The sequence below is a fragment of the Tabrizicola aquatica genome (assembly GCF_002900975.1).
GTDB classification, from domain to species: domain Bacteria; phylum Pseudomonadota; class Alphaproteobacteria; order Rhodobacterales; family Rhodobacteraceae; genus Tabrizicola; species Tabrizicola aquatica.
Map to the genome: position 1 here is coordinate 237,209 of NZ_PJON01000002.1, position 20,764 is coordinate 257,972.

General features: G+C 66.7%; 17 protein-coding genes. 7 read left to right on the top strand and 10 right to left on the bottom strand.

Annotation, left to right across the window (positions count from 1 at the left end):
* Positions 1–2: 2 nt before the first annotated feature.
* Genes CXR42_RS09565 through CXR42_RS09595 form a run of 7 tightly spaced genes read right to left on the bottom strand, consistent with a single transcriptional unit; the run spans position 3 to position 8,062 of the window.
* Complete coding sequence (locus tag CXR42_RS09565; RefSeq protein WP_103257315.1) at positions 3–548, bottom strand: nitrous oxide reductase accessory protein NosL; 546 nt, start codon at positions 546–548, stop codon at positions 3–5.
* A complete protein-coding gene (locus CXR42_RS09570; protein ID WP_103257316.1) occupies positions 545–1,366 on the bottom strand; it encodes an ABC transporter permease in 822 nt (273 codons plus the stop codon). Before CXR42_RS09570 ends, CXR42_RS09565 begins: the two co-directional genes overlap by 4 nt.
* On the bottom strand, positions 1,363–2,259 hold the full coding sequence (locus CXR42_RS09575) for an ABC transporter ATP-binding protein (protein ID WP_103257317.1): 897 nt from the start codon (positions 2,257–2,259) through the stop codon (positions 1,363–1,365). The genes CXR42_RS09570 and CXR42_RS09575 overlap by 4 nt, the downstream gene beginning before the upstream one ends.
* Entirely contained in the window at positions 2,225–3,547 is a 1,323-nt protein-coding gene (locus tag CXR42_RS09580) for a nitrous oxide reductase family maturation protein NosD (RefSeq protein WP_103257318.1), read from the bottom strand. Before CXR42_RS09580 ends, CXR42_RS09575 begins: the two co-directional genes overlap by 35 nt.
* A gap of 4 nt (positions 3,548–3,551) precedes the next feature.
* Positions 3,552–5,501 carry a TAT-dependent nitrous-oxide reductase gene (nosZ, locus tag CXR42_RS09585; protein WP_103257319.1) on the bottom strand — a complete coding sequence of 650 codons (1,950 nt, stop codon included), beginning with the start codon at positions 5,499–5,501 and terminating at the stop codon, positions 3,552–3,554.
* 12 nt (positions 5,502–5,513) lie between these two features.
* Positions 5,514–7,691: a NosR/NirI family protein gene (locus CXR42_RS09590; RefSeq protein ID WP_103257320.1), complete on the bottom strand. Its 2,178-nt coding sequence runs from the start codon at positions 7,689–7,691 to the stop codon at positions 5,514–5,516.
* Positions 7,688–8,062: a hypothetical protein gene (locus tag CXR42_RS09595; RefSeq protein ID WP_146038037.1), complete on the bottom strand. Its 375-nt coding sequence runs from the start codon at positions 8,060–8,062 to the stop codon at positions 7,688–7,690. Before CXR42_RS09595 ends, CXR42_RS09590 begins: the two co-directional genes overlap by 4 nt.
* 250 nt (positions 8,063–8,312) lie before the next feature.
* Here CXR42_RS09595 and CXR42_RS09600 point away from each other — a divergent pair, with 250 nt between their 5' ends.
* The 7 genes from CXR42_RS09600 to mnhG all read left to right on the top strand — a co-directional run bounded on the left by CXR42_RS09600 (position 8,313) and on the right by mnhG (position 15,238).
* Entirely contained in the window at positions 8,313–9,146 is an 834-nt protein-coding gene (locus tag CXR42_RS09600; protein ID WP_103257322.1) for a cyclic nucleotide-binding domain-containing protein, read from the top strand.
* Positions 9,147–9,285: 139 nt separating this feature from the next.
* On the top strand, positions 9,286–12,168 hold the full coding sequence (locus CXR42_RS09605; RefSeq protein WP_103257323.1) for a monovalent cation/H+ antiporter subunit A: 2,883 nt from the start codon (positions 9,286–9,288) through the stop codon (positions 12,166–12,168).
* Positions 12,168–12,512, top strand: a complete 345-nt coding sequence (locus tag CXR42_RS09610; protein WP_103257324.1) for a Na+/H+ antiporter subunit C — start codon at positions 12,168–12,170, stop codon at positions 12,510–12,512. The genes CXR42_RS09605 and CXR42_RS09610 overlap by 1 nt, the downstream gene beginning before the upstream one ends.
* Positions 12,509–14,140, top strand: a complete 1,632-nt coding sequence (locus tag CXR42_RS09615) for a monovalent cation/H+ antiporter subunit D (protein WP_245875403.1) — start codon at positions 12,509–12,511, stop codon at positions 14,138–14,140. Before CXR42_RS09610 ends, CXR42_RS09615 begins: the two co-directional genes overlap by 4 nt.
* Entirely contained in the window at positions 14,137–14,619 is a 483-nt protein-coding gene (locus CXR42_RS09620) for a Na+/H+ antiporter subunit E (protein ID WP_103257325.1), read from the top strand. Before CXR42_RS09615 ends, CXR42_RS09620 begins: the two co-directional genes overlap by 4 nt.
* Positions 14,616–14,900 carry a K+/H+ antiporter subunit F gene (locus tag CXR42_RS09625; protein WP_103257326.1) on the top strand — a complete coding sequence of 95 codons (285 nt, stop codon included), beginning with the start codon at positions 14,616–14,618 and terminating at the stop codon, positions 14,898–14,900. The genes CXR42_RS09620 and CXR42_RS09625 overlap by 4 nt, the downstream gene beginning before the upstream one ends.
* Positions 14,897–15,238 (top strand): monovalent cation/H(+) antiporter subunit G, encoded by a 342-nt coding sequence (gene mnhG / locus CXR42_RS09630; protein ID WP_103257327.1) that lies wholly within the window; start codon positions 14,897–14,899, stop codon positions 15,236–15,238. Before CXR42_RS09625 ends, mnhG begins: the two co-directional genes overlap by 4 nt.
* 7 nt (positions 15,239–15,245) lie before the next feature.
* Here mnhG and CXR42_RS09635 read toward each other — a convergent pair whose 3' ends face one another.
* From CXR42_RS09635 to CXR42_RS09645, 3 genes are all read right to left on the bottom strand, one after another.
* Complete coding sequence (locus CXR42_RS09635; protein ID WP_103257328.1) at positions 15,246–16,292, bottom strand: serine/threonine-protein kinase; 1,047 nt, start codon at positions 16,290–16,292, stop codon at positions 15,246–15,248.
* A 263-nt stretch (positions 16,293–16,555) separates the two neighbouring features.
* On the bottom strand, positions 16,556–19,528 hold the full coding sequence (locus CXR42_RS09640) for a DNA translocase FtsK (protein ID WP_103257329.1): 2,973 nt from the start codon (positions 19,526–19,528) through the stop codon (positions 16,556–16,558).
* Between the two features lie 7 nt (positions 19,529–19,535).
* On the bottom strand, positions 19,536–20,714 hold the full coding sequence (locus CXR42_RS09645) for an aminotransferase class I/II-fold pyridoxal phosphate-dependent enzyme (protein WP_103257330.1): 1,179 nt from the start codon (positions 20,712–20,714) through the stop codon (positions 19,536–19,538).
* Positions 20,715–20,764: the final 50 nt, after the last annotated feature.

Here is a 20,764-nt window from a genome sequence, read left to right on the forward strand (position 1 = left end):
TCTTAGCCCTTGGTCAGCGCCCGAAGGCGGTCAGAGTAATCGTCGTCGCCCGTCGCCTCGCCCCCCGGGGCGATGACGGCGTCGGCGGGGATTTCGTCCAGCGACAGGATGGTGCCGCCGTGATCGGCGGCGAAGGCCTGGGCGTCGGCAAGATCGGCGAAAGGGGCCAGTTCCGGCGCGCCCATGCCGCCCGGACGGTTCCCGCCGACGACGTAATGCGCGGTGGTGGCGTCGATCCAGTTGGTTGCACCCGGGTCTTCCCAGGTCGCGCCGTCCGCGCCCATGTCACTGACATAGATCGCCAGCACCTTGTGGCTTTGTTCCGGCAGCCGCAGGTAGGCGACGGTATCGCTGACCTGACTGAAGAACAGCGGCGCGCCGGGCAGCCCCTCCAAGTGGACCTGACCCTTGGGGCCTTCATGCTCCAACAGGTTCATCTGGCAGAAATGGCCCAGTGTTTCGGGCGTCAGGGCGACGGGATCGGTGTTCTGGGCCAGGTCTTCCTGACAGGCGGCCAAGGCGAGGGCGAAGATCAGCGCGCGTTTCATGGGATGACCTTTCGGAATGCGGCGGCGGCAAGGGCAAGCGCGGCAAGCGGCCAGAGGAGGACCGAGGTGAGCGAGTGCCACAGCGGAATCGCGTCGGCGGCCCCGCCGACCCCGGCGGCGGCGGCGGTGGCCCCGCTGGCGGTCAGGTTGAACAGGCGGAAGGCGTCGGCGGGGTTGGCAAGCAGCGCGATGGGGAAGGCGTCGGTGGTGAACCAGCCGCCGCCATCGGCAACGATCGCGGTCAGCAGGGCAAGGTCGTAAAGGACGACAAGGCCAAGCCAAAGGCCGATGGCCAGGCCCGCCGCGCCCGAGGGACGGCGGGACAGCGACGAGAGCGCATAGCCCGCGCCCAGGAAGGTCGCGCCCAGAAGGACCGAGGACCAGGACAGGCGAACCAGCGCGGGCAGACCGGCAAGCGAGGATTCATCCGTGGCAATGGCGACGGCGGCGGCAAGCCCGTGGCCAAGCAGGACGGCGAGGGTCAGGATGGCAAGGTGGGCGAGAAGTTTGCCCAGCAGGATCTGCCACCTTGCAATGGGATAGGTGAGGAGGAGCGAGAGGGTCCCACGCTCGGTTTCGCCGGCGATGGCGTCGAAGCTCATCAGCAAGGCGAGAAGCGGGATCAGGTAGACCGACAGCGAGGTCAGCGAGGCGACGGTGACGGACAGGCGGTCGACGCCAAGCCCGCCGGTGGGGGCAGAGCCGGCAAGGGAGAGGACGAGGGAAAAGACCGCCATGAGGATCAGCGCGATGGCGACCCAACGGTTGCGCAGGGCGATGCGGAATTCGGTCCTTGCGGTGGAGAGGATGCGGATCATTGCGCGGCCCACTGGCTGAAATGGGAATACAGGTCTTCCAGGCTGGGGGGCAGGACCTCCAGGTCGGCGACCTTGTCGCCAAGGTCGGCGATGCGGCCCAGGGTTTCCAGCTTTTGCGATTGCGGGCAGGTCAGGTGCAGCGCGCCGCCGACCATGATCGCACCGGGCAGGGCGCGGGCGATGTCGGGGGCATAGCCGTTGCGGGCGGTGACATGCAGCATGACCGGCAGGTCGGCCCGACGGCGAAGGTCGGGGAGAGAGCCTTCGGCCACCAGTCGCCCCTTGGACAGGATGACGATGCGGTCGGTGCGGGCTTCAACCTCGGTCAGCGCGTGGGACGACAGAAGGATCGAGGCGCCGTGGGCGGCAAGGTCGTCGAGAAGGGTATAGAACTCACGCCGGGAGACGGGGTCGAGGCCGGAGGTGGGTTCGTCCAGGACCAGAAGGCGGGGGTGGCCGATCAGGGCCTGGGCCAGGCCGACACGCTGGCGCATGCCCTTGGAATAGGTGCCGATGCGGCGGCGGGCGGCTTGGGCGAGGCCGACCTTTTCCAGCAGGGGCATGGCAAGGGCCGGGCTTTCGCCGCGCAGGGCGAGGTAGTGCCTGATCTGCTCCAGCCCCGTCAGCGCCGGGTGGAAGGCGGCGTTTTCCGGCAGATAGGCCACGGCGCGGCGGGCGGCGGCCGAGCCGGGGGCGGCGTCGCAGATGGTGACCGCGCCGCTGGTGGCAGGGATCAGGCCGAGGATGATCTTCATCAGCGTGGACTTGCCCGCGCCGTTGTGGCCCAGAAGCGCCACACGCTCGCCAGGGGCGACGGACAGGCTGACGCCGGTCAGCGCCGCAACCTCGCCGAAGCGTTTAGTGAGAGTCGAGATCGTCAGGGTCGATGTCATCGAATTGGCCTTTGGTCCAGCGTCCGGCGACTTCGGCCTCATAGGCGGCGATGTCGGCGGGGACGGGAATGGTAAGGGGCTGCATCAGCGGGTGGCTGTCGGTCACGCCACCCGGCAGGATCGCCGGGAACGAGGACTGCGACCAGCGCACCAGTTGCACGGCGGGCGAGCCGGTCAGCAGGGCGGCGGCGGGTTGGGACCAGAGGATGTGGTCCATCAGGTCATTGGGGCGGTAGACCCCGTCAGCGATGCCGTCGCCGTTCAGGTCGAAGGCGGGGTGGTCGGACCAGAAGTTGCCGCGCCCCTCGAAGCTCCACTCCATGAAGCGGGTGCCGACGTATTTCACCTGCTCCTGGTTGCCCAGGAAAGCGTTGCCGGTCAGCATGTTACGCTCGGACCCGGCGGTGAAGTGGATACCGATGCCGCAGCCTTCGAAGCGGTTGTTGGCGATCAGGTTCTTGTGGGCGTTGTAAATGAAGAGGCACTTCTTCGTGCCGCCGCGCACCAGGTTTCCCGCCACATCCGCCCCGTTGGCGAAGTTAAGCATCACCCCATGCTCGCGGTCGCCAAGCGAGAGGTTGTCGGTCACCACCACCCGGTCGCTGAACATGATCGCAAACCCAAGGTGGTTGCCGATCGAGATGTTGCCCGAGACGGTGGAGTCGTGGGTGTACATGTAGTGGACCGCAAAGCGCAGGTCGCGGAAGAGGTTGTTGCGGTAGGTGCCCTTCTTGGACGCGTTCGAGAAGATGCCGTCGCGGCCCCAGCGGACCTGGTTGCCCTCGACCACGGTGCCGGGGCTGTTCCAGACGTAGATGCCATTGCCGCGTTCGTTCATCCGGGGGTTCTGGCGACCCTCGATCACGTTGTCTTTCACAAGCGTATCCAGCCCGCCATGCACGTCGATCCCGTGCATGTTGTCGGTCAACCGGTTGCCCGTGATCTGCGCGTGGTCGGCGCCTTTCACGATCTTGATGCCGGAATCCAGGTCCTGGTTTGCAGTGCCCGATCCGGTGACATGCAACCCGGTCAGCACCACATCGTCGGCGGTCACGGTAATGACGGTGCCCTGGCCCTGCCCATCCACGGTGGCAAGGCCATCGCCTTGCAGGGTCAGGGTCCGGTCGATGGTGACGGGGCCCAGATAGGCCCCGTCGGAAAGGACCAGCACATCGCCGGGGGCAGCCCCGGCGATGGCTGCGGCAAGCGTGCCCACGCCCGGCACGACATGCACCTCTTCCGCCAGAAGCGGGGAGGAGAGCAGCATGAAAAGGGCGAAGGCACGCATCCCCTTATGCCCCTGCGGGTTCCACGAACATCCGGCCGCGCATCTCCATGTGGAGGGCGTGGCAGAACCACTGGCAGTAGTACCAGTAGACCCCGGCGTTCGCGGCAGTGAAGGTGACCGAGGTGGTCGCCTGCGGCGCGACTTCCATCGCGACGCCATGGTTGCCCATGGTGAAGCCGTGGGTCAGGTCGTCGATGTCATCCAGGTTGGTGACGATCACCGTGACCTCATCGCCTTCCTTGACGGTAAAGGTCTCCAGGCTGAACGAGGGTGCCTGGCTGGTCATGTAGACGCGGACCTTCTTCGGGTCATCCTTGTCGCGGATCACCTGGTCCTGCCAGTCGTCCAGATCTACCCCGTCCGCCACCGCCTGCGCGCGGGTTTCGGCCCACATCGGATCGTCCCGCTTCCACGCCGAAAGCGGGTTCAGCTTCGATGCCGCGACGGCGATGGCATCGTGCGGTTCGGCAAAGGTCGGGCCGTCATGGACGATGACCATCTTGTCGCCGGAAATGTCGATCAGCTGATCGTTTTCCGGCTTCAGGGGGCCGACGTTCAGGAAGCGGTCCTTCGAGAACTTGCAGAGGCAGACCAGCCAGTTGTTTTCCGCCTCGGACGTTTCGCCCTGCACGGTCTTGAGGTGGCCGGGCTGGTAATGCACGTCGATCTTGTCCTTGATCGGGTCCACAGCCTCGCCGGCATAGGCCTTGATCGCGTCCTCGATGTTCCACTTGACGACCTGGCTGTCCAGGAACAGCGAGGTATAGGCGTTGCCGCGTCCGTCAAAGGCGGTGTGCAGCGGGCCAAGGCCAAGCTCGGGTTCCGCCACCACGACGCTGCGCGGGTCCGCGTCGCTGTCGAACAGGGTGTCGAACTTGGTCACGTCCAGCACGGTGACGGTGGGCGAAAGCTTGCCGCCGATGCAGAGGTGCTTCTTGTCCGGCGCCATGTTGCAGCCGTGCGGGTTGTTGGCGATCGGCACATAGCGGGTGAACTGGCTTTTCGCGTCCTTCCGGCCGTCCAGGATACGAACGCCGTTCAGCTCTTGCCCCTCACCCGCCGCGACGGCGGCTTCGATGGCGGCGATGTTGAAGATCACCACATGGTCCATCTCGGCCGCGGTCATGTCGGACAGGGTCATCCCCATTTCCGAGTTGTACGAGGTCGAGAAGGCCCACTTGCCTTCGTAATCCGCGTCGCAGTTGTCCAGGTTGCCCGAGACGATCACCTGCCACGCGGGTAGCATCGCCTCGGCATCGACGGCGGTGAAGATGTTCACATAGGTCGACACGTCCTGCATCGTGGTGCCGTCGTTGACCAGCGGTGCCTCATCCTCGCCGTTGCAGAAGACGTATTTGGTGTTGGGCGCCTTCTGCGGCCGCATCCCGTGAATCGCCTTGGCGTTCGGGATTTCCAGGATGGCGTCGCACTTCATGACGTCAGCGCGGACCCGAGCGACGCGGGTATTCGCCTTGTCGTTCATGAACAGGTACTTGCCGTCATATTTGCCGTCGGTGAACGACATGTGGACGTGGTGCAAATCGCCGTTGTCGTGGATCTTCTTGCCGTTGGCGGCGAGGTGCTTCTTCGTCTTGTCGGTCATCGTGCGCTGGTGGACGCGCAGCGATTCATTGGTCTGGCCCCAGCCGGTGGCCGAGCAGCGGTTGAACACCGGGACGCGCATCAACTCGCGCATGGAGGGGATGCCAAGGATGCGCATCTCGCCGGTCTGGCCCGAGGACCAGAAGCCGTAATGCGTGTCCAACTGGCCGGGCGGGACGGCGCCGTCGCCTGCGGCGAGGGCGGCGGTGCTGCCCAGCGCCAGTGCGCCGATGCCCGCGCTGGTGCCAAGGGCCAGGCGGCCCCCGCCGATGGCGCCGGCCAGGGCGGCGCCGCCGGCCGTGGCCCCCAGAAGGCCGCGGCGTGAGATCCCCGAGGTGGGTCGTTCAGACATGATCTGTCCCTTTCATTCAGCTGGTTGGGGTTGTTGGTGGTTGGGGTGGCCCTTCAGATCGCGGACCGGCGAGGCGGCGACAGCTTCGCGCCGCTTCAATTTCTTGATGACCACGGGGCATTTGGTCGTGGACTGGTACAGCACCTGGCAATGCAGGCAGTTGATGCACTCGTTCGGGTTGATCTCGCCCGTCGGGTGGATCGACTGCACCGGGCATTCGTTGGCGCAGGTCTGGCAGGGGTTGCCGCATTCGCGGTAGCGCTTCAGCCAGTCGAACATGCGGATGCGGGCGGGAATGGCGAGACCGGCACCCAGAGGGCAGAGATAGCGGCAGTAGAACCGCTCGACGAACAGGCCAGCGACCAGAAGCGCCACGGCATAGGCGACGAAGGGCCAGGCGCGGACGAATTTCAGGATGATGGCGGTCTTGAAGGGCTCGACCTCGGCCAGGCGCTCGGCTTGTTCGATGCTGACCAGGCTGGCACCGAAAAGCCCCAGGAAGATCATGTACTTGATCGGCCAAAGGCGTTCATGCAGGCCCCAGGGCAGGGTCCATTGCGGGATGCCAAGCTTGCGGGCGATCTGGTTGGTCAGCTCTTGCAGCGCGCCGAAGGGGCAGAGCCAGCCGCAATAGGCGCCCCGGCCCCAGAAGATCAGCGCGGCGGCGACGGAGAACCACAGGATGAAGGTCAGCGGGTCCAGCAGGAACGCCTGCCAGGAAAAGCCCGAGGTCAGCGCGCCGAACAGCGCCATCAGGTTGACGACGGAAAGCTGCGCGTTGGCGTACCAGCCCAGGAACACCAGCGTCACGGTCAGAAAGCCCATGCGGAACCAGTAGAACCGACGCTCGTTCCGCACGGCGAAGTGCTGGAAGAAGAACACCAGCGTCAGAACGGCCAGCATCGCGGCGGTGATCGCGATTTCCAGCTGCTTGTCGGCCCAGATGCGCTTCCACAGCACCTGATGCGCCTCGGTTTCCTCTTGCGCGGCGACGGCCTCGGCCGGGGCGGTTTCCTGCGGGGCGGCGGCTGGGATCGGGCGGAGGTATTGTGGCGGCAGTTGGTAGCCCAGATCGAAGGTGGTAAAGACCTTCTCGATCGGCCCGACCTCGCGCTGGACCAGAAGTTGCAGGCGGAAGGGTTTGGTCGGGTCAAAGCCCACGTCGGCGGGGATTTTGAACAGATCGGTCTCGGCAAAGTCCGGCGCGCCCTCGGCCGCCACAGCACCAAGCCGCTTGTGCATCTTGTCTCGGAAGCGGACCGAGACGTCGTCCTGGATCAGCACGATCCGGTCGAAGATCCCGCCGCGCACATAGCCCGAGCCCTTGAAGCTGTAGATCCCGCGGCCGACGACGACGATGGCATGTTCGCCCGGTTCCAGCCAGGTGGTCAGGTTCGCGGCCTCACCCTCGCCCAGGATCGCGCGGGCGATGGCGGGGTGCGAGACGAGGGCGATCTGCATCTCGATGAAGGTGGTCTCGGGTGCCTCGGTCAGGGCGCGGGCGGTGGCACGTTCGTCGCCAAGCGCGGCGAAGGCGGCGTTGACCTGGCCCACGTCCAGGGACAGGCGGCGCAGGGTGCCGTCGCCTTCCAGCGTCATCCAGTCGGGGGCAGCGGGGGCATCGGGGTTCAACTCGAACGCGGGGCCAGCGGCGGCGGTGGCCTGGCTTAGCCCGCCCAGGCCCATGGCGCGGGCCACCTTCAACCCGGCGCGCACGATTGAATCGTCGATGACCATGACGGTCACGGTCGCGCCCGAGATGATGTCCACATCATGCCCGGTTCCGCCCGACTGCGCCTCGGCCACCAGATCCAGGCCGACGTAGGCCTGCACCAGGGCGTCGACCTTGGCCTGGGGGATGCCGATCAGCACGATGGGTTCAGAGTGCTTGACCAGCTTCAGACCGATGATCCGCGCATCCTTGTCCACGGCGACGAGCGTGTGGATCGGCTTGCCGGAATAGCCGGTGGTGGACACGAAATCCGAGGTGATGAAGGCCCAACCGACCGTCTCGCCGCCCTTCAGGACGGGCGCGACGGCGTGGGTGGCGTCCAGCGGGCCATAGCTTTCGGCACCGGGCACCAGGTCGCTGGCGGGAACCTCGGCCAGGTAGGTGGTCAGCACCGGCTCGGCCAGAGCGGGCAGACCAACCAACGACAGCAGAACGACAAGAAGGCGCAGTAGGGTCATTTGGCATCAATCCGAAGGGCCAGCGCGGCCGGGGGGCCACGTGGAGCGGGGAAGAGCAGCGGCATCGGCACCGGAACCACCGCCGCCACCTGCATCCGCCCCGCCGGGACAAGGCGCGAGACGAAGAGGGGCTGCGGCAGCGCCGGGTCGACGGCGCCGGCGGTCGGCATCATGCAGTCGGGGCAGGTCCGGCAGTCAGCCGCCGGATCAACCGGCTCGCCATCCGCGCCGATCCAGACGGTCTCGGCCGCGCCGTTGGCACAGAGGACCAGCATCATGCCGCCCACCGCACTGCGGGCAGCCCCCGGCCCGGCCAGCACAAGGGCCAGGGCAAGCAGCAGGCAAAGGAAGGGGGCGGACAGCCGTTTCATGGCCCCTGAATGGCCCAGGTGCGGCGCGCATTCCTTGACAAAGATCAAACTGAATGAGATGCGGCGGAAGCGCGGCCGGTTGCGCCGACCTTCAAACGCCAGTTCATTGCAGTTTTCTTGGGGTTTTCCACCGAAAATGCGGCCCTCTGCCGCAATTCTGGGTCTGGAAAAAATCTTGGGCTTCCCTGGTACAATTGACAATTGTCGTTTATTAACCTGATCAAATTCAGCCACCGGAGGACAGCATTTCATGCGTGAGGAAGACCTTTCCGAAGTCCGCAACCTGCCCTTGTTCCGCAACATGCGGGCGGCGAATTTCCAGACGCTGATGCAGGGCGCATATTCCCAACGCTTTCCTGGGCGGCTGGAATTGATCCAGCAGGGCCAGCGCGCGGATTTCCTGCATGTGGTCGTGGAAGGCAGCGTCGAGTTGTATGCGGACTGGCAGGGGGCAAGCACGACCATGGCCGTGGTTCGCCCGGTGGGCACGTTCATCCTGGCAGCCTGCATCCGCGATCTGCCCTATCTCATGTCGGCCCGAACCCTTGAACCCGCTCGGGTGCTTCTTGTTCCCGCGTCGGACTTGCGCGCCACCTTTCGCGAGGACCCGGAGTTCGCCGTGTCGATCGTGGGCGAGTTGGCCGGCGCCTTCCGGTCGATGGCGCGGCACGCCAAGAACCTGAAGCTGCGCAATTCGCGTGAGCGGATCATCGGCTATCTTCTGGAACAGTCCGAGATGTCGGGCGGGGCGGATCAGTTCGTCCTGCAGGTCGAGAAACGGCTGGTCGCCTCGTATCTGGGCATGACGGCCGAGAACTTCTCGCGCGCGTTGCGGACGCTGGAGGGCGAGGGCATCCACATGAAGGGCCAGACGGTCACGATCATCGACCGCGCGGCGCTGATGCGGGCCTGTCCGCCCGATATCCTGATCGACGGACCCGACCCCGAACCGATGAGCGGCGGTGTCAGCCTGCCCGGCCCGGAACTGCCTGGAAGCCGGCAGGAACGACGCAGCGCAGCCGGTCAGGGCGGGGTCGGGCAACAGTTCCGTGACCCGAATGAAACACGGCCCGGAAGGACTTGAATCGCCTGACGATTAGCCTTGATTAGGATCAGGCTATCCCGGCGCAATGCTGACATGACCGAACCGCGCGACGGCGCGGTAACGGCCGTGCTGCATGCATTTTGCACGGGCCAGATCAGGGAAAGGGTCACAACCGCGCATGATGGAAGGCAACCTGCTTCTGGTCCTGGTCGCGCTGCCGTTTCTGGCGGCCGTCGTGGCAAGCACGGTGTCCTCTCGCGCGCACAATGCGGCGGCCTGGTCCTCGGGTCTGTTGCTGGCGGCGGGGCTGGGAATCCTGTGGGTCCTGCGCGCGCCGCTGGAAAGCGGTCAGGTGGTGCGGGCCACGGTGCGCTGGGTGCCGTCGGTCGGGCTGGACCTGTCGTTCCGGATGGATGCCTTCGTCTGGCTGTTCGCCACTCTGGTCTTTGCGATTGCCATCCTGGTCCTGATCTATGCCCGGTACTACCTGGCGAAATCCGACCCGGTGCCAAGGTTCCACGGTTTTCTGATGCTGTTCACCGGGGCGATGGTTGGGATGCTCACCTCGGGCAATATCCTGATGCTGGTGGTGTTCTGGGAGCTGACCTCGCTGGTCTCGTTCCTGCTGATCGGCTACTGGCACCAGGGCCAGGCGGCGCGGGACGGGGCGCGAATGGCGCTGATCGTGACGGGGATCGGCGGGCTGTGCCTGCTGCTGGCGATGCTGATCCTGGGCCAGATCGCAGGAAGTTATGACCTGGACCGGGTGCTGGCCGCGGGCGACGCGGTGCGCGAGCATCCGTTCTATCCGCTGGTGCTGGTGCTGTTCCTGCTGGGCTGCTTCACCAAATCGGCGCAGATGCCGTTCCACTTCTGGCTGCCGGGCGCGATGGCGGCGCCGACCCCTGTCTCGGCCTTCCTGCATTCGGCGACGATGGTGAAGGCGGGGGTGTTCCTCTTGATCCGGTTCACCCCGGTCCTGGGCGAGACGCAGTTGTGGTTCTTCCTGGTCACCGGGACGGGGATGGCGACGCTGGTGCTGGGATCGATGATTGCGCTGTTCCGGCATGATCTGAAGGGCTTGCTGGCCTATTCCACGATCAGCCATCTGGGCCTGATCACCGCGCTGGCGGGGATCGGAAGCCCCGGCGCGATCCTGGCGGCGATCTTCCACATCGTGAACCATGCGGTGTTCAAGGCCAGCCTGTTCATGGCCGCGGGGATCATCGACCACGAAAGCGGCACGCGCGACATGCGGCGGTTGTCCGGGCTGATGCGGCTGATGCCGGTCACCGGAAGCCTGGCCATCGTCGCCTCGGCCGCGATGGCGGGGGTGCCGCTTCTGAACGGGTTCATCTCGAAGGAGATGTTCTTTGCCGAAGCCGCCGACTGGCACAACGGGACCTGGCTGGACAACTCCTTGCCCTGGCTGGCGACGCTGGCGGGGGTGTTCGCCGTGGCCTATTCGGTGCGCTTCATCACCAGCGTCTTTTTCGGCCCGCCCCCGGTGGACCTGCCGAAAACCCCGCACGAGCCGCCCGCCTGGATGCGCCGACCGGTTGAGTTTCTGGTGCTGGCCTGCCTGGTGATCGGGATGCTGCCCGGTGTGACGCTGGGCCCGGCGCTGAACCTGGCGGCCGAGGCGGCGCTGGTACGCGACCTGCCCTACAAGGACATCGCCGTCTGGCATGGGATCAACCTGCCCCTGGTGATGAGCCTGGTGGCCCTGGCCGGGGGCGTGGCGATCATGGCGGCGTTCGGCGCGCGGATAGCCCAGGGGCCAGAGGGGCCGCCCTTGTTGCACCGCTGGCGCGCGCAGCGGTTGTTCGAGCGGGTGCTGCTCTTGGCCACCTGGCGCGCGCCGCGGTTCCTGCACCGCAGCTTCGGGACCGAGCGGTTGCAGCCGCAGTTGCGGCTGGTCGTGCTGCTGGCCATTGCTGCTGGCGCGGCCGGGGTGTGGCAGGGGCTATCGCAAGCGCCACAGCCGTTGGGCAATCCGCTGAACCCGGCCTTTGCCGCGATGTGGGTGGCGGGCGGGGCCTGTGCGGTGGGGGCGGCCTGGATGGCCAAGTACCACCGGTTCGCGGCACTGGTCCTCTTGGGCGGGGCGGGGCTGGTCACCTGCCTGACCTTTGCCTGGCTGTCAGCCCCTGACCTTGCGGTCACGCAGCTTCTGGTCGAGATCGTGACCACGGCCCTGCTGCTGCTGGGTCTGCGCTGGCTGCCGAAGCGCAAGGAGGAGATCCTGGGCGACCGCCTGCTGAAGGCCAAGCTGCGGCGCGCCCGCGATCTGGTGATCGCGGTCGCGGGCGGGGCGGGGCTGGCGGCCATCGCCTATGTCATCCTGACCCAGCCGCTGATCCCCAACGTCGGCGACTGGTTCCTGCGCAACGCCTATCAAGAGGGCGGCGGGACCAACGTGGTCAACGTGATACTGGTCGACTTCCGCGCCTTCGATACCTTTGGCGAGATCACCGTGCTGGCCATCGTCGGCATCACCGTCTACGCCCTGCTGCGCCGCTTCCGTCCCGCGCCGGAAAGCGAGGAGCCGACCGTCGCCGAAAACGCGGTCGAGGCGGCGCGGATGGCCGATGCGCTGCTGGTGCCGGCGGTGATCATGCGCTGGATGTTCCCGGTCCTGCTGACCGTGGCGGCCTATCTGTTCGTCCGGGGCCACGACCTGCCGGGCGGCGGGTTCTCGGCCGGGGTGACGCTGTCCATCGCCTTCCTGCTGCAATACCTGGCGCATGACGTGCGTTGGGTGGAATCGCGGTTGACGGTGCTGCCGATCCGCTGGATGGGGATCGGCCTGTTGATCGCCGGGGTGACCGGGCTAGGCGCCTTTGTCTTTGGCTATCCGTTCCTGACCGCCCATGCGCAATACGTGGCCCTGCCCCTGATCGGCGAGGTTCCGGCGGCGACGGCGCTGATCTTCGACGCAGGCGTCTTTGCGCTGGTTGTCGGGGCGACAATCCTGATGCTGATCGCCATCGCCCACCAGTCGCTGCGCATCGCCCGCCAGCGCGAGCGTGACGCCGCCCCGGATCGGGAGGCCGCATGATGGAGCTGGTCCTGTCCCTTGCCATCGGTGTCCTGGCCGCTTCGGGCATCTGGCTGATCCTGAGGCCGCGCACCTTTCAGGTGATCGTGGGCCTGTGCCTTTTGTCCTATGCGGTGAACCTGTTCATCTTCTCGATGGGCCGGTTGACGCTGGGCGCGCCGCCGATCATGCCGCGCGGGGGCCCGATCGACCCGACCGCCTTTGCCGACCCGGTGCCGCAGGCGTTGGTGCTGACGGCCATCGTGATCAGCTTTGCCACCACGGCTTTGTTCCTGGTGGTCCTGATCGCCTCGCGCGGGTTGACCGGGACCGACCATGTCGACGGGCAGGAGCGTGAGCCATGACCGCGCTGTCGCCCGAACACCTGATCGTCGCGCCGATCCTGATCCCGTTCTTCGCGGGCGCCCTGATGCTGATCTATGACGAAAGGCAGCGGCGGGCCAAGCTGATGCTGGGGTTGCTGTCGGTGGCGGCAACCCTCGTCGCCTCGATCGAGCTTCTGGTGCGGTCCAAGGGCAGCGAGTTGACGGGCGGCAATGACATCGGGTTCTACCTGATGGGCGACTGGGCCGCGCCGTTCGGGATCGTGCTGGTGATCGACCGGCTGGCGGCGATGATGCTGGTGCTGACCAGCCTTCTGGCCCTGCCGGTCCTGACCTATGCGGCGGCGGGCTGGCACCGGCAGGGGCAGCATTTCCACCCGATGCTGCAGTTCCTGCTGATGGGGCTGAACGGGGCCTTCCTGACCGGCGATCTGTTCAACCTGTTCGTGTTCTTCGAGGTGCTGCTGGCCGCATCCTATGGCCTGCTTTTGCACGGCGGGGGCCAGTTGCGGGTGCGGGCGGGGCTGCATTACATCGCGGTGAATCTGACGGGCTCGCTGCTGTTCCTGATCGGGGTCAGCCTGATCTATGGCGCGACCGGCACGCTGAACATGGCGCATCTGTCGATGCTGATGGCCGGCCTGGGCGAGCAGGAGCGCGGGTTGGTCCATGCCGGGGCGGGGATCATGGCGGTGGCCTTTCTGGTCAAGGCCGGGATCTGGCCTTTGTCCTTCTGGCTGTCCACCGCCTATATGGCCGGGGCCGCCCCGGTCGCGGCGATGTTCGCGATCATGACCAAGGTCGGGGTCTACGTCCTGTTGCGGCTGTCGTTCCTGGTCTTTGGCGTCGCGGCGGGGGCTTCGGCGGGCTATGGCTCGCTGGTGCTGGTGGGCGGCGGTCTGGCGACGGTGGCCTATGGGCTGGTCGGCATCCTGGCCTCGCAAAGCCTGGGGCGAATGGCGGCGCATCTGGTGCTGGTGTCGTCGGGGACGGTCCTCTCCTCGGCCGGGTTCGTGCTGGAAGGCGCGGGGACCGGGGTGCTGGCGGGCGCGCTGTTCTATCTGCTGAGTTCCACGCTGGCGACGGCGGCGCTGTTCCTGCTGATCGAGCCGATCAGCCGGGAAGAGGGCGGGATCGCCGCGATGCTGGCGCTGACCGCCGATGCCTATGGTCTAGACGAACGCGAGGCGCAGCCCGAGGTTGGGCTGGCGGTGCCTGGGACGCTGGCGCTGCTGGGGGCGACCTTTGCGCTGTGCGTGATCGCGCTGGCCGGGTTGCCGCCCCTGTCGGGCTTCATCGGCAAGGTCGGGATGCTGCGCGGGATGCTGGCGGCAGAATTGCCGGTTCCGGCGCTGGGCTGGGCCTTCGTCGCGCTGGTGATCCTGTCGGGCCTGGCCACGCTGATCGGGCTGGTCCGCATCGGCATCCAGACCTTCTGGGCCACCGAAAGCGAACCGCCCCGCCTTCTGGCGCTGGAGATCGGGCCGGTGTTGGTGCTGGTGGCGATGCTGGTGCTGCTGACCTTCAAGGCCGAGGTGACGATGCGCTATATGCAGCAGACCGCCCGCGCGGTGCTGGAGCCGGCGATCTATTCGCAGGGCGTGCTGGGCGCTCCGCGCACCGCCGAGACGCAGGAGGCCGATCAATGACGCGCCTTTTGCCGCATCCGCTGCTGTCGCTGGGGCTGCTGCTGCTGTGGCTGGTGCTGACCCGGTTCTCGCTGGGCCATCTGGTGCTGGGGTCGGTGATCGCCCTGGGCGCGGGGCTGGTCTTTGCCCGGCTGGAGCCTGCCGTCCCCCGGCGCCGGCGGGTCTGGCCGCTGCTGCGGCTGGCGGGGATCGTGGCGGTGGACATCGTCCGGTCCAACCTGGCGGTGGCCTGGCTGATCCTGTCGGACGGGCGCAACCGCCGCTCGGGCTTTGTCGAGATCCCGCTGCGCCTGCAGGACCCCGGTGCGCTGGCGCTTCTGGCGCTGATCCTGACCGCGACCCCGGGAACCGCCTGGTTGGAGCATGACCGGGCGACGGGCGTGCTGCTGCTGCATGTCTTTGACCTGAAGGACCCCGAAGAATGGCGCGTGCTGATCCGCGACCGCTATGAGGCCCTGCTTCTGGAGGCATTCGGATGACTCTGGACACCGCGCTGTGGTTCGCCGTGACCTATGCACAGCTGGCCCTGGCCCTGGCGGCCTGCCTGGCCGCCGTCCGTATCCTGATCGGCCCCCGGGCCGAGGATCGGGTGCTGGGCCTGGATGCCCTTTATGTCGCGGTGATGCTGCTGTTCATCGTGACCGGTCTGCGGCTGGGCACGCCCTTTCTGTTCGAGGCGGCGCTGGTGATCGCGGTCGCCGGGTTCGTGTCCAACGTGGCGCTGGCCAAGTTCCTGATGCGCGGCGAGGTGATCGAATGACCGGGCTGGAAACCCTTCCCCCCGGGTTGGCGGTGGCGGTGGCGGGGCTTCTGGTCCTGGGCAGCACGCTAACCCTGCTGGGCGCCGTGGGCCTGGTGCGACTGCGCAGCTTCTACGACCGGATCCATGCGCCGACGCTGGGCACCAGCTGGGGCGCGGCGTCGATCCTGCTGGCCTCGATCCTGGTCTGGTCCTGGGCCGAGGACCGCACTGTGGCGCATGAACTGGTGATCGGCGTTTTCCTCATGGTCACGACGCCGGTGACGCTGATGCTGATCGGTCGCGCCGCCCTGCACCGCAGCCGCAGCGCCGGCGAGGCGCCCGAGGACGAGACCTGAACGCGGGTCAGCTTGCCGGGGTGCAGACCGGCCGCGACGGGCCGGCATTGCTGCGTTGCGGCCGCGTCGGAACCACTGGCCCCGCTGCGCCTGCGGTCCGCAGCAAGACGACCGGCTTGCCACCGCCGGGCACCCCACCCAGGACCGCCCGCCAGTCCCGCGCCGAGGCATAGCGCGCCGCCGCCCGAACCGAGAGCGCCCGGTCGATGCTGGCCAGAAATCCGGCAGGATAGCGCGGGTCGGTTCCGGCCAGCGCCGGAAGGGGATCGGGCAGCCCGTCGATCCGGGCATTCCGGCGGGCCTGGGCTTCCGCTGGCACCTGACCACGGATGGCCAGATACAGCGTTGCACCCAGCGCGTAGATGTCGGCCTGCGGCCCAAGGGCGGCATTCCTGGTGTAAAGCTCGGGCGGGGAGAAGCCGTCCTTGACCATGGTGAACCCGTCATAGGGCTGGCTGACACCGCGCAGGCAGGCCCTTGCCGAGCCGAAGTCGATCAGGACCGGCACCCCGTCCGGCGTGACGCAGATGTTGTCCGGCGCGATGTCGCAATGCAAAAGGCCCTTGTCATGGACCTGGACCAAGGCCGAGACCAGTTGGCGCGCCAACTGCACGATGCCTTCGGGCGTCAGGCGCTGTGGCGCATCCTCGACAATCTGCTGCAGGTCCTGGCCGGGAATGCGGTCCAGCACCAGATAGGCGGTGCCGTTTTCCTGGAACGTGTCATGCGCGCGCACGATGTTCGGGTGTGACAGGCGGTTCAGCGCCGCGCCCTCGTCCAGCAGGGACCGGACGACCCTGGCGTGGTTCTGGCGCTGGCCGTCGGACCGGCACAGAACCTGCGTCTGCTGGCGGCGGTTGAAGTCGGGCACGAAGCTTTCCTTCACCACGACCTCGCGGCCGCAGGCATCAATCGCAATGTAGGTGTTCCCGAAACCGCCGCTGCACAGGAAGGACCGGATGCTGTACTTGCCCCCCAGCAAAGCCGTTCCCGGCAAAAGCACATCGTCCAGATCGGCAATAATGTCGGCGCCGGACCATCTTTCGAAACCCATGGTGTTTCAGCCCCCCGAAAAGCAGAAACTTGTCCGGGCTGGCGGCCGCAGTTGCCGAGTCCCGACATAAGTGAGGTTAGCGCCGCAACTTTGGGTTGCAACTTTTTTCCGGCAGCTTTGGGGCAGTATTTTGGACAGATTTTATTATTGCCCGATTCAACCCTAGATTGTGCAACCACTGGCAACAATGAAGGGTCCGCAGGGCGCTGCCTGCCCGAGATTCGGGCAGGCGCAGAGTCGGGCGGGCCAAGGCTGGGTGGGGGTCAGCGTTCCTCGACCAGAATCTCGCGCTTGCCGACATGGTTGGCGCGGGTGACGACGCCTTCTTCCTCCATCTGCTCGACCAGGCGGGCGGCCTTGTTGTAGCCGATGCCCAGCTTGCGCTGGATGTAGGAGGTGGAGCATTTGCGGTCCTTCGCCACGATGGCGACGGCCTGGTCATACAGCGTGTCATCGCCTTCCGAGTTCAGGCCCAGCACGGCGTCAATCTCGTTGTCGCGTTCGTCATCCACGCTTTCCACGACGCCGGACATATAGACCGGCGGGCCGAAGCTCTTCAGGTGGTTGACGATTTCCTCGACCTCTTCGTCGCTGACGAACGGACCATGGATACGGGTGATCTTGGCGCCGTTGCCCATGTAAAGCATGTCGCCCGCGCCCAGAAGCTGTTCGGCCCCCTGTTCGCCCAGGATGGTGCGGCTGTCGATCTTGGACGTAACCTGGAAGGAAATCCGGGTCGGGAAGTTCGCCTTGATCGTGCCGGTGATCACGTCCACGGACGGCCGCTGCGTCGCCATGATCAGGTGGATACCCGACGCCCGGGCCATCTGTGCCAGACGCTGGATGCAGGCCTCGATCTCTTTGCCCGCCACCATCATCAGGTCGGCCATCTCGTCGACGATGACGACGATATAGGGGAAGGGCTGCGGCGCGAATTCCTCGGTCTCGAAGATGGGGTCGCCGGTTTCCTCGTCAAAGCCGGTCTGGATGGTGCGCTTGAACATCTCGCCCTTGGACAGCGCCTCACGCACGCGGCCGTTGTAGCCTTCGATGTTGCGGACGCCCATCTTGGACATCTTGCGATAGCGTTCCTCCATCTCACCCACGACCCATTTCAGGGCGACCACGGCCTTCTTCGGGTCGGTGACGACGGGGGACAGAAGGTGCGGGATGCCGTCATAGACGGACAGTTCCAGCATCTTCGGGTCGATCATGATCAGGCGGCACTCTTCCGGCGTCAGCTTGTAGAGGAGGCTGAGGATCATGGTATTGATGGCGACCGACTTGCCCGAGCCGGTGGTCCCCGCAATCAGAAGGTGGGGCATCTTGGCCAGGTTGGCCACCACGGGTTCGCCGCCGATGTCCTTGCCAAGGGCCAGGGGCAGGCGCAGGTGGCTGTCGCCAAAGTCGCGAGCGGCCAGGATTTCGCGCAGGACGACCTTTTCACGGATCGCGTTCGGCAGTTCGATGCCGATCACACTGCGGCCGGGCACGGTCGAGACGCGGGCCGAAAGCGCCGACATGCTGCGGGCGATGTCGTCGGCAAGGCCGATCACGCGGCTGGCCTTCAGGCCCGGCGCGGGTTCCAACTCGTACATGGTGACGACCGGGCCGGGGCGGACGGCGGTGATCTCGCCCTTGACGCCGTAATCGTCCAGCACGGATTCCAGCATCCGCGCGTTTTCCTCCAGCGCCTCGTCGGAAAGCTGGCTGCGCTGGATGGTGGTCGGGCTGGACAGCAGGCTGAGCGGCGGCAGTTCGTACTGGCTGGCGGCCTCGTCAAAGCGCAGGGCGGGCTGGCTTTCGGCCATCGCCTGGCGCGACGGGGCGGGCTTCTTCACCGCGACATGCTGCACCACGGCGCGGCGATCGGCGGCAAAGCCCAGCGGGCGGGCGGGGGGAAGCTCGTCCTCCAGCTCGTCCAGGGCATCAAGGTCATCCTCGGGGGCCTCGTCCCAGGTGGCGTTTTCGGCATAGGTGTTGACCGAAAGGGCGTCCTGGTACTGGTCCTCGTCATCCTCCTCGACCTCGGCCTGCCATTGCGGCGAGAGCGGGGCCGCGACAGGGGCGGCGGCAGAAGGCATGGACCGCGGCTGCGGCCGGGTATCGACCATCAACGGGACCGGCCCCTTCGGTCGCATGACCGGCGGTTCCACCCGCGATGTCGGGGGCAGCGGTGCGGGGGCCACGGGGAAATCGGGGCTGCGCTGCACGCGGGTGCGGATCACGTCCGAAATACGGGCCTTGATCCGGTCCTGCTGCGGCATCTCGGGGGTCCAGGAGGGGGCCTCGGGTTCGATCAGTTCGGGCTCGGGATCGGGCTGGGCCTTGCGGCGCAGGCGGTCGAGCAGGCCCAGCTTCGGCTGCAGTGCGGGCGCAGGTTCGGGTGCGACGGGGCGGGACTCGGACCGGAGCGACGGCGGCATGGCGCGGGCCGGGCTGGCGCGCAGCGGCTCGGGCGCCATGGAGCCGGTCACGGGCGGCACTGCGCGTCGGACGGCAGTATCACGCGCCAGGTGCGGCGCGGCGGCGGACCGGGCGCGGGCACGGTCCTGCAAGGACATCGCGCCACTGACCGCCCCGCGTGCGCCGGAACCGAAGGCGGTGGCCGCGGCATTGTAGCCCAGGATCGAGCCAAGCAGCAGGAAGCGCCAGATCGACCGCAGCTCGATCATGTCAAAGCCGCAGACATACAGCATGAAGGCGATCAGGCCGGCAAATGTCACCAGTGACAGGAACTTCAGCCCGAAGCCCGCGCTGCCCGGCACCACCCCGATCAGCGAGCCAAGGACGGTGTCGCCGAACAGCCCGCCAAGGCCGAAGGTGTGGGTCCAGGTATCGCCCGGCACCAGCGTCGCGCAGTGGACGGCGGCGAAGGCCACCGCGACCACGGCAAAGACCACGCGGCCCAGCGCCCGCTCGCCACCGCGATGCGCCATGAAGCGCACGCCCCAGGCCAGGAAGATCACCGGGATCGCCCAGGCCCCCTGCCCGATCAGGATCGTCAGCGTCGAGGCGACAGCAGCCCCGAACCGGCCCAGCATGTTCTGCGCGGGTTCATCGGTGGCGACCATCCAGCCCGGATCCTCGGGCGAGTAGCTGCCCAGGATCAGCGCGAAGGCAAGAGCGACCAGGATAAGGCCCAGGCCCAGAAGCTCACGCCCGCGGCGTTCGAGCATCGCCTGCGTGCCCTGGTCCAGAAGCGGATCGCGCTGCCGTGCCTGAAAGGATGCCATTCGTCCCTCACCGATAGATGCAGTCGCGAAGCATGGTCAGCCCGCGCTGTGTTTCTTCTGGCGTGGCGACCAGCGCCACGCGGATATATCCAGCACCGGGGTTTTGGCCCCCGGCATCGCGCGAAAGATAGGCGCCGGGCAGAACCCGCACCCCCGTCTCGCGCCAAAGTCTAAGCGCCGCCTGTTCGCCGTCTTCGACCGGCAGCCAAAGGAAAAAGCCGCCATCCGGCGCCTGATAGCCCTGCACGCCGGCAAAGATGCGGTCGGCGGCGCGGAACTTGTCCTGATACAGCGCCCGGCTGGTCGTGACGTGCCCCTCATCGGCCCAGGCCGCCTCGGCCACGCGTTGCAGGGGCAGGGGCAGCGGCGCGCCGGCAAAGCTGCGCAACTGGCGGATACGCTTCATGCTTTCGCTGCCAGCCGCCACAAAGCCCGAGCGCAGGCCCGGCAGGTTCGACCGCTTGGACAGCGAGTGGAACACGACCGCACGCTCCGGGTCGGCGCCCTGCCCCGCCGCGACCTGCAGCAGGCCGGGCGGCGGTGCCTCGCGCCAGATTTCGGAATAGCATTCGTCGGCCAGCACGGTGAAATCGTGCTTTTCCGCCAGCGCCAGCAGGTCGGCCAGATAATCGGCCGAGGCGACGGCCCCCTGCGGATTGGCAGGCGAGCAGATATAGGCGATGGCGGTGCGGTCCAGCACTTCGGCCGGCAGGCTGCCGTAGTCGGGCAGGAAGCCGGTGGCGGCCGTCGCGGGCACATAGACGGGTTCCGCGCCCACTGTCAGCGCAGCCACTGCATAGACCTGGTAGAACGGGTTTGGCATCAGAACGACCGGCTTCTGGCCGTTCTTCATTTCCGGGCACAGGGCAATGCAGGCGTTGAACAACCCTTCGCGCGTGCCGTTCAGGACCATCAGCCGGTCCTCGTCCACAGTCACGGCATAGCGGCGGGCGATCCAGGACGAGATGGCGGCCAAAAGCTCGGGCGTGCCATCGTTCGGGGGATAGACGCCAAAGCCGGACAGGTTCGCCGCCAGGATGGGACCGACGAAATCGGGCATGGCATGGCGCGGCTCGCCAATGGTCATGGCGATGGGCTCACCGCCGGGGGCGTGAGCGTCCAGAAGCTTCCGCAGGCGCGGAAACGCGTATTCTGGCAGGTTCGAAAACCGCTCAGGAAATGCCATTGCTGCCTCAAGGTCGGGGTCTATGCGCCCCATTTGCGGCAACGATAACC